Annotated in this window: 14 protein-coding genes; 2 read left to right on the top strand and 12 right to left on the bottom strand. The window is 74.7% G+C overall.

The window, feature by feature from the left end:
* Both E1291_RS31430 and E1291_RS31425 read right to left on the bottom strand, forming a co-directional pair.
* Nucleotides 1–292, bottom strand: a 292-nt coding sequence (locus E1291_RS31430; protein WP_131741710.1) for an RNA polymerase sigma factor, incomplete at its 3' end; no start/stop codon positions are given.
* A gap of 94 nt (nt 293–386) precedes the next feature.
* The gene (locus tag E1291_RS31425) at nt 387–1529 is read right to left on the bottom strand and encodes a S8 family peptidase (protein WP_131741709.1); all 1143 of its coding nucleotides are present in this window, start codon (nt 1527–1529) and stop codon (nt 387–389) included.
* Between the two features lie 347 nt (nt 1530–1876).
* Between E1291_RS31425 and E1291_RS31420 the strand changes: the two genes are divergently transcribed.
* The gene (locus E1291_RS31420) at nt 1877–2371 is read left to right on the top strand and encodes a DUF3145 domain-containing protein (protein WP_131741708.1); all 495 of its coding nucleotides are present in this window, start codon (nt 1877–1879) and stop codon (nt 2369–2371) included.
* 687 nt (nt 2372–3058) lie between these two features.
* Here E1291_RS31420 and E1291_RS31415 read toward each other — a convergent pair.
* The 9 genes from E1291_RS31415 to E1291_RS31375 form a co-directional block, all read right to left on the bottom strand.
* Nucleotides 3059–4366 carry a beta-ketoacyl-[acyl-carrier-protein] synthase family protein gene (locus E1291_RS31415; protein ID WP_131741707.1) on the bottom strand — a complete coding sequence of 436 codons (1308 nt, stop codon included), beginning with the start codon at nt 4364–4366 and terminating at the stop codon, nt 3059–3061.
* Nucleotides 4367–4481: 115 nt separating this feature from the next.
* Nucleotides 4482–4733 carry an acyl carrier protein gene (locus E1291_RS31410; protein ID WP_131741706.1) on the bottom strand — a complete coding sequence of 84 codons (252 nt, stop codon included), beginning with the start codon at nt 4731–4733 and terminating at the stop codon, nt 4482–4484.
* Between the two features lie 56 nt (nt 4734–4789).
* Nucleotides 4790–5758 (bottom strand): beta-ketoacyl-ACP synthase III, encoded by a 969-nt coding sequence (locus E1291_RS31405; protein WP_131741705.1) that lies wholly within the window; start codon nt 5756–5758, stop codon nt 4790–4792.
* A complete protein-coding gene (locus E1291_RS31400) occupies nt 5755–6672 on the bottom strand; it encodes an ACP S-malonyltransferase (protein WP_131741704.1) in 918 nt (305 codons plus the stop codon). The genes E1291_RS31405 and E1291_RS31400 overlap by 4 nt, the downstream gene beginning before the upstream one ends.
* Before the next feature lie 100 nt (nt 6673–6772).
* Nucleotides 6773–7894: a PucR family transcriptional regulator gene (locus tag E1291_RS31395; protein WP_370771060.1), complete on the bottom strand. Its 1122-nt coding sequence runs from the start codon at nt 7892–7894 to the stop codon at nt 6773–6775.
* A 114-nt stretch (nt 7895–8008) separates the two neighbouring features.
* Nucleotides 8009–9082 carry an alpha/beta hydrolase gene (locus tag E1291_RS31390; RefSeq protein ID WP_131741702.1) on the bottom strand — a complete coding sequence of 358 codons (1074 nt, stop codon included), beginning with the start codon at nt 9080–9082 and terminating at the stop codon, nt 8009–8011.
* A gap of 108 nt (nt 9083–9190) precedes the next feature.
* Nucleotides 9191–10189, bottom strand: coding sequence for an alpha/beta hydrolase (locus E1291_RS31385; protein WP_131741701.1), 999 nt, complete (start codon nt 10187–10189; stop codon nt 9191–9193).
* Between the two features lie 144 nt (nt 10190–10333).
* Nucleotides 10334–10999 carry a response regulator gene (locus E1291_RS31380; protein WP_131741700.1) on the bottom strand — a complete coding sequence of 222 codons (666 nt, stop codon included), beginning with the start codon at nt 10997–10999 and terminating at the stop codon, nt 10334–10336.
* A complete protein-coding gene (locus E1291_RS31375; RefSeq protein ID WP_242614492.1) occupies nt 10996–12279 on the bottom strand; it encodes a sensor histidine kinase in 1284 nt (427 codons plus the stop codon). Before E1291_RS31375 ends, E1291_RS31380 begins: the two co-directional genes overlap by 4 nt.
* 81 nt (nt 12280–12360) lie before the next feature.
* Between E1291_RS31375 and E1291_RS31370 the strand changes: the two genes are divergently transcribed.
* Nucleotides 12361–13392, top strand: coding sequence for a PHP domain-containing protein (locus E1291_RS31370; protein ID WP_207401040.1), 1032 nt, complete (start codon nt 12361–12363; stop codon nt 13390–13392).
* Nucleotides 13393–13444: 52 nt separating this feature from the next.
* On the opposite strand, the gene E1291_RS31365 is transcribed toward E1291_RS31370, so the two are convergent.
* The coding region (locus tag E1291_RS31365) for a PucR family transcriptional regulator (RefSeq protein WP_131741698.1) at nt 13445–13834 on the bottom strand (390 nt) is incomplete at its 5' end.

The following is a 13834-nucleotide window of genomic DNA, read 5'->3' as shown; positions in this document are numbered from 1 at the left end:
CGGACGGCGCGTGCGCGCTGCCCCCGCGGCCGGCCAGGCGCGCGGCCTCCCGGCGCGCGGTGGTCGCGAGCCATCCGCCCACCGCGGCCGGCTCGCGCAGGTCGTCCAGCCGTTCGACCAGCCGCAGCCACGTCGTCTGCACGACGTCGCCCGCGTCGGCGTCGCCCAGGCCGTACCCGCGCGCGATCGCCCAGAGCAGTCCGCTGAACCGCTCGACCAGCCGGGCCCACGCGGCGCCGTCGCCGTCGCGGGCCCGGTCCACCAGCTCGTCCGTGCCTTCTTGCCGGGCCACTGAAGCCTCCTCGCCGAAGCCCCGATGGCCGTTCAACCTACGGCGTCGTGACGGTCCGTGCGCGCACGGTTACCGCTTCGCCGCCGGGCCGTGTTCAAGAACTGATGATTACGCCGAGGTCGGGAAGGGTACGGCGGCGCGCCGGATCGAGGACGCGGTCCGCGGCGGCGACCGCGTCGATGTCCTCGCGCGCGGCGAGCCCCGCGATCCGCCCGACGACGCAGGGCGTCGCGAAGGACGTCCCGCTCCACGTCGCGTACCCCTCGAAGCGCTCGCCGCGGACCCCGGCGAACCACACGTGGCTGCTGGCCACGTCCACGCCGGGCGCGGACGCGTCCACCCACCAGCCGTAGTTCGAGAAGCGCGCCCGGTCGGTGCCGTCCAGCGCCGCGACCCCGATCACCGGTTTGAGCGCGGCGGGCCAGAACGGGCGCTCGGTCGCGGTGTTGCCCGCGCACGCCACGACCACCGTCCGGCGGCCCAGCGCGGCGAGCGCGCGGGCCAGCACCGGCGAGGGCCGGTCGTCGAAGGTGTGGCAGCCGAGCGAGAGGTTCACCACGTCCGCTCCGCCCCACGCCGCGAGCCACGCCAGCGCGCGGACGACCTCCGCCTCGTCGCCGACGCCGTCCCCGCCGATGACCCGGCGGGCCCGGAGCCGCGCGGTCGGCGCGTACCGCAGCACCACGCCCGCGATGAACGTGCCGTGCCCGGCCTGCGCGTCCAGCTCGTGGTCCAGGTCGGCGTCGAGCTCCTCGGCCACCTCGTCGCGCTGCTCGCGGAACCACGAGGCGTCCTCGTACCAGGGGTGCGGCGACAGGCCGGTGTCCAGGACCGCCACCGTGACGGTGCGGCGCGTGCGCTCCGCCTCCGGGGGGTCGACGGGCCGCACCGGGCGCGGCGGGCCGGCGGGGCCGCTCCACCACATCGGCTGCCCCTGGACGAGGTGGTTCGGCGCCACGCTCAGGTTGCGGTGGCGGCCGTCCCGGCACATGTCGGCGGCGAGCTCGCACACGTCGACCCTGGCCGGGGCGCGCAGCCGGAACCGCGTGAGGCCCTCCTCGTCGTGGCGCGAGTCGTACCAGCGCCGCACCAGTTCCTCGGCGGCGGCCGCGTCCTGCCCGGCGACCAGGAGCTGGTCCCGCCGGATCAGCGCGGGCCGCCCCGGCAGCGGCTCCACCACGACGGCGTCGGGGTGCCGCGCCAGCAGCCGCTCCAGGCGGGCTTGTTGATCGAACATCGGTCCTCGCTTCCCGTGCCCTCCATTGAAGGTCGCCCATAGTGCCGGATCGAGCACGGGGTGTGACGGTTCGCGCCCGGATGCGGCCAGCCGACGCCGGGACCGGGCGGCCCGTGGCCGCCTCCGGCACCATGGCGGCCTTCCTCTGCACGGCGGCCCCCGGAGGGCCTAACCTTGACGATCGAGGACCGTTAACGGTGCGCATCCCGTGGTCAAGCGTTCGACAAACAGAGAACTCACGGTGGTGCGACCGGGGCCGATGATGCACAATGAGGGACGCGGACGCCGTCTTGGGACGTACGAGGCCGTAGGGGAAGACGAGCCTCGGTACAGATCCAGGAGGTCCGGTGACCGCACGTGGCGTTTTTTACGTCCACTCCGCGCCACCTGCGCTGAGCCCGCATGTCGAGTGGGCCGCCGCAGGTGTACTCGGTGTGCCCGTTTCCCTTGATTGGGCTGATCAGGCGGCGGCGCCGGGAACGCTGCGCGCCGAGCTTCATTGGGAGGGCAAGCCGGGGACCGCCGCGGGCATCACCTCCGCGCTGCGCAACTGGAAACTGATGCGTTTCGAGGCCACCGAAGATCCCACGCCGGGCTGCGACGGCGTCCGCTACAGCTTCACCCCGTCCCTCGGGGTGTTCATGGGCGTGATCGGGGCCAGCGGCGACATCATGGTCCCCGAGGACCGGCTCCGCTCGGTCATGGCGAACGCCGCGGTCGGCAAGACCACGCTGGAGCACGAGCTCGACCGCCTGCTCGGCACCCCGTGGGACAACGAGCTGGAGCCGTTCCGCCGGGCCGGTGACGGGGCGCCCGTCCGCTGGCTGCACGCGGCCGTCTGACCGTTCGCCCGGCCGGCCGCCGGTGCCGGGCGGAGCGTGCCCGTCCCGCAACTCGCACGCTCCGCCCGCCCGCCGTCCGCCGTCGGGTCGTGATCCCGCGCCCCGCCGCCGGCGCCGCGAAGGCGCCCGCGCGAACGGGCGCGCCGCCATGCCCGCGCCCCGGCCGGAAGCACCGTCATCGCCGCACTCTGGGAGAGCCCACTCCAGAACGCCGAGCGCCAAGCCGGACGGCCCCAGGACACCGCGGCGAGAATCCGGCAGGACCAAAACCCGCCCCGACCCAACCCCCCAAAATGGGGAGAGCACCCCGCGGCAGGACGAGCCCCGCAACAGGAATGAACATCGCGCGGCAGCGCGAGCGCCAGGCGTGAGCCCCCCGGGATGGGGTGAGCGCCGTGCCGGACGGGCCTGGGACGCCGCGGGGGAGGGATCCGGCAAGGTCGGAACACCACGGCAGGAGAACACACGGCACGAGAACACACGGCACTGGGGCGTGTTTCACAGTGGTCCTCAGCCGTCACGCGAGCGCGCGACCTGACCGGCGGGGCAACGCCGAAGGCGAGCCCCGCCGGGAAGATCGCGAAGCGATTCGCGCTCGCACAAGCACGGTCACGGGTGAGCCGCTAGGCGAGCTCGTGGGCCGGGATTGCAGTTAACACAGTGAGCCGGGCTTGCAATAAGTACCGCTCAGAGGACCCGCTGGAAGGCGACCGACACGTTGTGGCCGCCGAAGCCGAAGGAGTTGTTGAGCGCGGCGGCGGGGCCGTCGGGGAGCTTGCGCGGCTCGCCGCGCACGATGTCCAGGTCGACCTCGTCGTCGATGTCCTCGAGGTTGGCGGTGGGCGGCACGATGCCGTCCCGCAGCGCCAGGATCGTGAAGATCGACTCCAGTGCGCCCGCGCCGCCGAGCAGGTGCCCGGTCATCGACTTGGTGGCGGTGATGACCACCTTCGAGGCGGCCTCCTCGCCGAGCCCCGCCTTGATCGAGGCGAGCTCGGCCACGTCGCCGGCGGGCGTGGAGGTGGCGTGCGCGTTGATGTGGACGATGTCCTCGGGGGCGAGACCGGCGTCGGCCAGCGCCCGCCGCATGGCCTTGGCCTGCCCGGCGCCGCTCGGGTCCGGCAGCACGATGTCGTAGGCGTCGCCGGAGTAGCCGCAGCCCGCGGCGATGCCGTGGATCTGCGCGCCGCGTGCGCGGGCGTGCTCCTCCGACTCGAGGATCATGACGGCGGCGCCCTCGCCGAGCACGAACCCGTCGCGGTTCTTGTCGTAGGGGCGGGACGCGCGCTCCGGCTCGTCGTTGCGCGTCGACATGGCCCGCATGGCACCGAACGAGGCCATCTGCAGCGGGTGGATGCACGACTCGGTCCCGCCGCAGATCACGACGTCGGCGCGGCCGGCGCGGATCATGTCGATGGCGTAGCCGACCGCCTCGCCGCTGGAGGCGCAGGCGGAGACCAGGGCGTGCGAGCCGGCCATCGCGCCGAACTCGATGCCGACGTGCCCGGACGCGCCGTTGGGCATGAGCATCGGGACGGTGAAGGGGGTGACGCGCGACCAGCCCTTCTCCTTCCAGACGTCGTAGCTGTCGAGGGCGGTGTGCAGGCCGCCGATGCCGCTGGACACCACCACGCCGAGCCGCTCACCGTCCACGGCGAAGCCGCCGGGCACGCCGGCGGTCTCCTCGCCCTTCTTGGCCCTGCGCGTGGCGGGCGGGGCGAATCCGGCGCTCGTCCACGCCTCCCGCGCCGCGATCAGGGCGATGGCCTGGTTGCGGTCCAGGCGGCGCAGGTGCTGTTTCGGCATGACCTCGGACGGGTCGACCGCCAGGGTCGCGGCGAACCGCACCGGCAGCTCGTTCACGAAGTCCCAGGTCAGCGGGCGAATCCCGGACTTGCCGGCGAGCAGGGCGGACCATGTCGACGGCATGTCGCCGCCGAGAGGGGTCGTGGCCCCGAGGCCGGTCACGACGACTTTGGTCGGGCTCTGGCTCATACGTCGGTGCTCCTTGCGAACGGGAGGGGTGGGCCGGGCGCGCCGCGCCATCGGGCGGTCCGGGGGGTCCCGGACGGGACCGTTCCGGCCGGGGCGGCGCGCCGTCCCCGCGGTCTCAGCTCTGCAGCTTCTGGACGAAGTTGATGACGTCCTGGACCGTCTTGAGGTTGCGCAGCTCGTCGTCGGGGATCTCGACGCCGAACTGGTCCTGGGCCGACACCGCGATCTCCACCATCGACAGCGAGTCGATGTCGAGGTCGTCGATGAAGTTCTTCTCCGGGGTCACCTCGGACTTGTCGACGCCGACGATGTCGTCGATGATCTCGGCGATGCCGTCCAGGATCTGCTGTTCGGTGGCGACTGCCATGATGCGGGTTCTCCTTTATGGGTTGGTCCAGAGCTTGCGGCGCGGGCGTGACCGGCCTACGGGATCTGGATGACTTGTGCGGCGTAGGACAGCCCGGCGCCGAAGCCGACCAGCAGGGCGGGGGCTCCGGACGGCACGTCGCCGCGTTCGATCATGTGGGACAGCGCGAGCGGGATGGACGCCGCCGAGGTGTTGCCCGAGTGGACGACGTCGTCGGCGATGACGGCGTTCACGGCCTTCATCCGGCGCGCGATGGCCTCGATGATCCGCAGGTTGGCCTGGTGCGGGACGACGGCGGCGAGGTCCTGCGGCGCGACCCCGGCCCGCTCGCACGCCTCCAGGGCGACGGGCGCGATGGCGGTGGTCGCCCAGCGGAAGACCGCCTGGCCCTCCTGCCGGATGGAGGAGTGCCGGTCGTCAATGATGATCTTGTCGAAGCCGTCCCCGGCGCTGCCCCACACGACCGGGCCGATGCCGGGCGCGTCGCTGCCGGTGACGACCGCGGCGCCCGCGCCGTCGGCGAAGATGATGCAGGTCGACCGGTCCGTCCAGTCGATCCACTGGGACATCTTCTCCGAGCCGATGACCAGCACGTTGCGCGCCATCCCGGTCTGGACGGCGGAGCCGGCGGTGGCCAGCGCGTAGCAGAACCCGGCGCAGGCGGCGTTGACGTCGAACGCCCCGGGGGCCTTGATGCCCAGGCGGTGCGCGACGGCGGGCGCGTGGCTCGGCATCGGCGACTCCGCCGAGCAGGTGGCGAGGATGACCAGGTCGATGTCGCGGGGGGCGAGCCCGCTGGCGGCCAGCGCCTTGCCGCCGGCGTGCACGCCGAGCTCGACGATGCCCTCGTCGTCGCCGGCGATGCGCCGCTCGGCGATGCCGACGCGGCTGCGGATCCACGCGTCGTCGGTGTCGACGATCTTGGCGAGGTCGTCGTTGGTGACGATGCGGGCGGGCTGGTAGTCGCCGAAGGCGAGGATGCGGGCGCCGGGCGTGAACGCGGGGGTGCGCAGCTGGACGGTCATGAGGTGTGCGCCTCGATCAGGTCGCGGGCCTTGGCGAGGTCGTCGGGGGTCTTGAGGGCGACCCGCTCGACGTCCTTGAGCTCACGGCGGGCGAGGCCCGCCAGCGTGCCGGCGGGCGGCAGCTCGATGATCGCGGTGACGCCGAGCTCGCGCATGGTGCCCATGCAGGCGTCCCAGCGGACGGGGGCGCTGACCTGCTGGACGAGCCGTTCCAGGAAGTCGGCGCCGGAGGTGACGGCGGCGCCGTCGCGGTTCTGCAGCAGCGTCGCCCGGGGGTCGGCGACCGGGACGCCCGGCGCGAGCCGGCGCAGGGTGTCGACGGCGGGCGCCATGTGCTCGGTGTGGAAGGCCCCGGCGACCGACAGCGAGCGCAGCCGGGCGCCGGCGGGCGGGTCGGCGGTGAACTCGGCGAGGTCGCCGGTGGTCCCGGCGGCCACGACCTGGCCGGCGCCGTTGACGTTGGCGGGGGTGAGCCCGTGCTTGTCGATGGCGGCGAGGACCTCGTTGGCGTCGCCGCCGAGCACGGCGGTCATGCCGGTCTCGGTGACGGCGGCGGCCTCGGCCATCGCGCGGCCCCGCTCCCGGACGAGGACCAGCGCGGACTCGGGGGACAGCACCCCGGCGATCGCGGCGGCGGCCAGCTCGCCGACGCTGTGCCCGGCGACGGCGGCGGGCCGCGCGTCCCCGGGGTAGAGCACCTCGTAGGCGGCGAGGGCGGCGGCGACCAGCAGCGGCTGGGCCACGGCGGTGTCGCGGATCTCCTCGGCGTCCGCGGTCGTCCCGTATCGGACCAGGTCCAGACCGGTGACGGCGGACCACCAGGCGAGCCGGTCGGCGACTCCGGGTATCTCTAGCCACGGCTGCAGGAAGCCGGGGGTCTGGGCGCCCTGGCCGGGCGATGCGAGGAGGATCACAGCGTCCAGCCTGCCGTCAACGGGTCCCCGGTGCCGATGCCGGTGCGGACGAATTTGGTCCGGGGGGTTTGTACGACCCCTACAACATCGGCCCGCGGCGTCACCCGCGCGAGGCCCGGGTGCCGAAGCGGCCGAGGACCAGGGCGATGCGCAGCGTGAACGCGTTGCGCCCGTCGGTGGGGGCGAGGCCGGTGAGCTCGGTCACGCGGCGCAGCCGGTAGCGGACGGTGTTGGGGTGGACGAACAGCAGCCGCGCGGTGGCCTCCAGCGACGACCCCTGCTCCAGGTAGGTGGTCAGGGTGTCCAGCAGGGGGGCGCCGGCGGCGAGCATCGGGTTGTAGACGCCCTCCACCAGGTAGCGGCGGGCCTCCTCGTCGCCGTCGAGCGCCCGTTCGGGCAGCAGTTCCGCGGCCTGGACGGGACGCGGCGCGTCGGGCCAGCCGGCGGCGGCGCGGAGCCCGGCGACGGCGGCGCGCGCGGAGGCGGTGGAGTCGTAGAGATCGCCGACGCGCGGGCCGACGACGACGGGACCGGGCCCGCACTTGGCGGCGATCGGTCGGGCGGCCTCCATGGGGTCGGTGTCGCCGCCGACGATGACGATGACCCGGCGCCCCTGGACGCCGGCCAGCACGTCGGCGCGCGCGCGGCGGGCGGCGAGCTGCATCTGGTCGATGGTGACCTCGGGCTCCTCGTCCTCGGGGGTGTACCCGGCGATGACCGTGACGGGCTTGGACGTCCAGCCGAGCGCGGCGGCCCACGAGTGCATGCCGTCGTCGACCTCGTCGCGCAGCACCGCGTTGACGACCAGGGCCTCCAGCCGGGCGTCCCAGGCGGCGCGGGTCTCGGCGGCGCGGGCGTACACCTGCGCGGCGCCGAACGCGACGTCGCGCGTGTAGCGCAGGATCGCCTCGCGGAGCTGGGCCTCGCCGCCGGGGGCGGCGAGCTCGTCCAGCCGGGTCTCGACCACGTCGATGATCACGCGGACCATGTCGATGGTGTGCTGGAGCTTGACCGAGCGCAGCAGCTCGCGGGGCGCGGTGCCGAACACCTCGCCGGCGATGGCGGGGCGGGTCCGCTCGCTGCTCTTGAACCACTCCACGAACGCGGCGATGCCCGCCTGGGCGACCAGGCCGATCCATGAGCGCTGGTCGGCGGGCATGCGCCGGAACCAGGGGAGCTGCTCCTCCATGCTGCTCAGGGCCGCGGTGCCGAACGTCCCCATGGCCTTCTCCAGGCGCTGGGTGGTCTGCTCGCGGATTTCGGCCTCGTTCGGGGTGTTCACCCTCCCAGGGTGCCATCACACCGGTGATGACCCGTCCCGAACAGGACGGGCCGGTCAGCCCGGCGTGACCCGCCCGGGGTCGCCGAGCGCGATGCCGGTGAGGTTGCGCAGCGACGCCGACCCGGGGGCGAGGTAGTCGCCGTGGCCGCTGGCCCCGGCGTCGAACACCCGGGCTCCGAAGCCGCGGGAGACGGGGTCGGGGCCGAGCCCGATGCCGAGGATGCGGACGTGGGGGACGTCCTCCATCCAGTCGCCGGACCCGCGCCCGGCCCAGACGCGGGCCGTGGGACCGAACCCGGCCGCCGACCAGGCGGTCGTGCCGGGGCTGCCGAACAGCGCGATGTCGGTGACCGTCCGCCACGCCGCCGCGCCGGGGCCGCCGCGCGCGGCCCGCCCGCACACGACCGAGCCGTAGCTGTGGCATAGGAGGCCGATCCGGGCGCCCGGGCTGGCGGCGTGCACGCCCGCGATGAACCGGCGCAGCAGCACGGCGCCCTGCGCGGCCCGCTCGTCGGTGAGCACGTCGCCGCTGAGCGTCTTCGGCGCCGCGTACCCGAGCCAGGCGACCACCGCGAGCCCCGGCCGCGGCGACAGCGAGGCGGCCTGCGCGTACACGGCCCTCGCGCCCCCGCCCGGCGCCGACCACGGCCGGCCCGGCCGCTCGTCGAACGTGGTCAGCGTGGTGTCGGCCCCCGGGACCAGCACCGCGATCCGCTCGGCCCCGGCGAGGTCGCCGACGACCTCGACGGCCTCCCCCCGCCGTCGCGCGTCAAAGTAGAGGAAGTGCCGTCCGGGCCGCAGGAACGCGCCGAAGGCGCGCTGCCGGCCCCGGTCGCCGACCCGCCGCGCGGTCCGCAGGGCCTGCTCGATCGAGCGGCGCTCGGCGGCGTAGCGGGCGTCCAGCGTGGTGGGCGTCATCGACGGGACGGGGGCGGGCGGCGCGTACGGGTCGGCGTGGCCGGTCCCGGCCGTGGTCAGCAGGATGCCCGAGATGATCGCCGTGCAGGCGAGGGCCCGGCGGACCCGGCGGGGGCGCCGCGCCCTCTCGTGCCGCCGGCTCTCGTGGCGCCTCGTCTCATGGGGGGTTTCGCGCGGTGTCGTCTCACGCGGCGTCGTGCGCGGCGGCATCCTCGGTCCTTTTGGCGTCCGGGGTTTCAGGGGGCCTCCCGAAGCAGGCGCTCGTGGTTGAGATGTCCGGAGGGCGTCCGGGGTTCGGACGGCGCCGCCGGGCGGGTCTCAGGCGCGGGTGACGTCGGCGTCGCGGCCGAGCGCGATCAGGGTGAGGTTGCGCAGCGCGGTGGAGCCCGGTTCGAGGTAGGCGCTGTGCGGGCCGGTCCCGGCGTCGAAGCGCAGGGCCCCGAACGCCGGCGCGGTGGGATCCTGACCGAAGCCGACACCGGCCAGATGGACGTTCGGAACGTACCGCATCCAGTCGCCCCGGGACCGTCCGGCCCAGACATGCGCCGTCGTGCGGAGGGCGGCGGAATCGCGGGTCGTGGTGCCGGGGCTGCCGTACAGGGCGATCTCGTCCACCGGCAGGGGCCCGAGACGGGGCGCGGCCTTCCCGCAGACCACCGAGCCGTAGCTGTGGCACAGGAGCGCGATGCGCGCCCGTCCGTTCACCCGGTGCACCCCGGAGAGGAGGCGGCCGAGGGCACGGGCCCCCTCGTCGGCGCGGGACCCGGTGAGGACGGCGGTGCTCAGCGTCGACGGCGAGCGGTACCCGAGCCAGGCGATCACGGCGAGCCGCGCGCCCGGCGCGGCCCGCGCCGCCCGCCGGTACAGGGCCCGGCCGCCGCCCCCGGCGAACTTGTCCGAGTCGAAGGTCGCGAGCGCGCCGTCCGCGCCGGGCACGACGACGGCGACCCGGCCGGCGCTCGCCAGGTCGCCGATGACCTCGACCGCGCGGCCCGCGCCGCGCGCGTCGAACGACAGGAACCGGCGGCCCGGCGCGAGGAGGGCCGTCAGCGCGCGGACCCGGCCGCCGTCGTGCAGCCGCTCCGCGGCGGCCCTGGCCAGGGTGATCTCCCGGCCGGCGGCCGCGTAGCGGGCCTGGAGGGTCGCCGCCGTCAGCTCCGGTAACGGCGCGGGCGCGGCGTACGGCTCGGCCCGGGCCGCCGCGGTCGTCGTCCCGAGGGCGGCCAGGGCCACCGCGGCGACGGTGGCGCGGCGCGGTGGGCGCGGGCGGTGGGCGACGTCGCCTGCCGGGTCGCCTGTCGGGTCGCCGCTGGGCATCGCGAATCCCTCCTGTCCGGTGGGTCGGCACTGGACAGGACGGTAGGAACGCGGGGCCCGAACGCGGATCAACCGGTGGTCCCGTCTTGCGCGATGGCCCTGAGGTACTAGGGCCGATACCGCGGAGGGACGCGCTACCGGATGTCAGTCGCCGGGGCGGACCAGGCCCACGTCGTAGGCGTACACGATCGCCTGCGCCCGGTCCCGGAGGGCGAGCTTCATCAGGATCCGCCCGAAGTGCGTCTTGACCGTCTGCTCGGCCACGACGAGCTCCGCGGCGATCTCGCCGTTGGACAGGCCGCGCGCGACCAGCGCGAGCACCTCGGTCTCGCGCTCGGTCAGCACGTCCAGCCGCCGCCGGGACGGGGCGCGCGGGGCGCCGAGCCGGGAGAACTCGGCGATGAGCCGCCGGGTGACCGACGGGGACAGCAGCGCGTCGCCCGCCGCCACGACCCGGACGGCGTCGGCCAGCTCGGTCGCCGAGGCGTCCTTGAGCAGGAAGCCGCTGGCGCCCGCCCGCAGCGCCTCGTAGACGTAGTCGTCGAGGTCGAAGGTGGTGAGCATGAGCACCTTCGGGCGGTCGGCGGCGTCGCCGGCGAGCAGCCGGCGGGTCGCCTCCAGGCCGTCCATCACCGGCATCCGGACGTCCATCAGCACCACGTCGGGACGTAGCTCGGCGACGCGGGCGAGGCCCTCCGCGCCGTTGACGGCCTCCCCGACGACCTCGATGTCGGGCTGGGCGTTCAGCAGCACGCCGAACCCGGTGCGGACCATGCCCTGGTCGTCGACGATCACGACCCGGACGGTCACGTCGCGTCCTGCGCCTTCACCGGCAGTGTGGCGTTCACGGCGAATCCTCCGTCCGGTGTGGGCCGCGCGGTCAGCTCCCCGCCCAGCATGGCGGCCCGCTCGCGCATGCCCACCAGCCCGTGCCCGCCGGGCGGGGACGGGGCCGGGGCGTGGCCCGGCGGGCCGTTGGCCACGCCCAGCCGCAGTATGCCGTCCTCGCGCGCCGCGTCGAGCGTCACCCGGGACGCGGGGGCGTGCCGCATCGCGTTGCTGAGCGCCTCCTGCAGGATCCGGAACGCGGTGAGGCCCACGCCCGGCGGGAGCCCGGCGAGGTCGCCGTCCAGCCGGGCCGTGACGGCGAGCCCGGCGCCGCGGGCGTTGGCGAGCAGCTCGTCGAGCCGGTCCAGGCTCGGCTGCGGGGCGGTCTCGGCGCCGTCCGCCGAGCGCAGCACGCCGAGGACGCGGCGCATCTCGGTCAGCGCGTCCAGCGCCGTCACGCGGATCTCGGCGAGGTCGCGGCGCGTCTCGTCGGGCATGGCCTCCACCTTGTAGGGCGCCGCCTCCGCCTGGATCGCGATCATCGACATGTGGTGGGCGACGACGTCGTGCAGCTCGCGGGCGATCCGCTGCCGCTCGGTCAGCACCGCCTCGGCCGCCAGGTGACGGCGCTCCTGCTCGGCGAGCTGCCGCTGGGACGTCTGCCGCACCCGGACGGCGTAGCCCATCGCGAGCGGCAGCAGCACCACCACCGAGGCGCCCGCCGCGCTCGCCGGGTCCTTGATCCACACGCCCGTGAACGACAGGATCCCGACGCCGAGCGTGATGTCCCGCGAGCACCGCACCGCCACCGTGTACAGGCACGTGATGGCGGCGAACGAGCCCACCGGGAGGTAGAAGGGGACGGTCAGCCAGCCGTCCACGTCGACCAGCGCCATCGCGGCGAAGCTCAGCCGCCAGGCGCCGAGCGGATGGCGGTGGCGCAGCGCCAGCGGCGCGGTGGTCGCGACGGCGATGAGGAGCACCGTGACGCCGGCCGGTTGCAGGCCGCGGCGGGCGATCTCGGTCTTCAGCAGCGACACCGTCGTGGCGGTCAGCGCGACCGTCAGCCCGAGCCCGAACAGGTTCGTCACCAGGCCGTACGGCAGCCGCCCGAGACCGATGTAGCGGGTCCAGCGCAGCAGCGGCGGCCAGGGCCGCCGCAGCGGCGCCGGGTCGGCCCGGCCGGTCACGGCGGCGGCGAGGATCCCGTTCCACAGCACGTTGCGCAGCAAATCGGGGCGGTCGGAGTTCTCGCTGACCATGGGCCCAGGCTAAGGACACCGGGCCCGCACTGAATGACACCATGGTGCGACCGGGGTGTAATACCTGGGTACGGTGCGGGGGTGGAGCCAGTCGAAGCCCTGCGCCGGATCGCGTTCCTGCTGGAGCGCGCGCATGAGCCGGCCTACCGCGTGCGGGCGTTCCGCTCCGCCGCCGATCTCGCCGAGCGGACCGGCCCCGCCGAGCTGGCGGAACGGGCGGGCGAGGGGACGCTGACCGCGCTGCCCGGCATCGGCAAGGTCACCGCCCTGGTGATCGAGGAGGCCCTGCGCGGGGAGCGGCCCGTGTACCTGCGCCGCCTGGAGGCCACGGAGGGCGAGCCGCTGGACGAGGCGGCGGCCGCGCTGCGCGCCGCGCTGAAGGGCGACCTGCACACCCACAGCGACTGGTCGGACGGCGGGTCGCCGATCCGGGAGATGGCCGAGACGGCGCGCGCGCTGGGCCACGAGTACCTCGCGCTCACCGACCACTCGCCGCGGCTGAAAGTGGCCAACGGCCTGTCGGCCGACCGGCTGCGCCGCCAGCTCGACGTCGTCGCCGAGCTGAACGAGGAACTGGCCCCGTTCCGGGTCCTGACCGGCATCGAGGTCGACATCCTGGAGGACGGGACCCTCGACCAGGAACCCGACCTGCTGGACCGCCTCGACGTGGTCGTGGCCAGCGTCCACTCCAAGCTGCGCATGGACCGGGTGGCGATGACGAAGCGGATGGTGACGGCGATCGCCGACCCCCGGGTGGACGTCCTCGGCCACTGCACCGGGCGCATCGTGAAGGCGGGCGGAAAGCGGGGCGGGCTGCGCCCGGAGTCGGAGTTCGACGCCGCGCTGGTCTTCGACGCCTGCGCCGCCTACGACGTCGCCGTCGAGATCAACTCGCGGCCCGAGCGGCTCGACCCGCCCAAGCGGCTGCTGCGCCTGGCCGTCGAGGCGGGCTGCCGGTTCTCGATCGACTCCGACGCGCACGCGCCGGGGCAGCTCGACTGGCAGCACCACGGGTGCGAGCGGGCGGCGCGGTGCGGCGTTCCCGCCGGCCGGATCGTCAACGCCCTCCCGGCCGCCGCCCTCCTGGAGTGGACCGGGTCCCGGACGGTCTGACAGGACATGTGCGCCGCTCCCAGGGCGGGACGTCTCGTCATGTGGTTCCCCCTCACTGGGAAAGCTGGTGGAGCCGCAGCGCGAGCTGGAGTTCCAGGGCGCGCTCGGGGGACTGCCAGCCGTCGCCGAGCAGCCGCCCGATCCGGTCCAGGCGCTGGGTGACGGTGTTGACGTGGACGTGCAGGCGCTCCGCGGTGCGGGACGGGCTGCACCCGCTGCCGAAGTAGGACTCCAGCGTCCGGACGAGGGCGGTGCCGCGCCGCTCGTCGTAGCCGAGGACGGGCCCGAGCGTGCGGGCGAGGAAGCCGGCCACGTCCCGGCCGTCGCCGACCAGCAGTCCGACGAAGCCCAGCTCGGCCGCGCCCGCGCCGTCGCCGCCGCGGCCGAGGGCGACCAGGGCGTCCGCGCAGCGCCGCGCCTCCCGGTGCGCGGTGGCCGCCCC

The organism is Actinomadura roseirufa, assembly GCF_900659635.1.
Classification (GTDB): Bacteria; Actinomycetota; Actinomycetes; order Streptosporangiales; family Streptosporangiaceae; genus Spirillospora; species Spirillospora roseirufa.
Note: the sequence above shows the minus strand (reverse complement) of the source record. Positions and strands in the feature narration are given on the sequence as shown.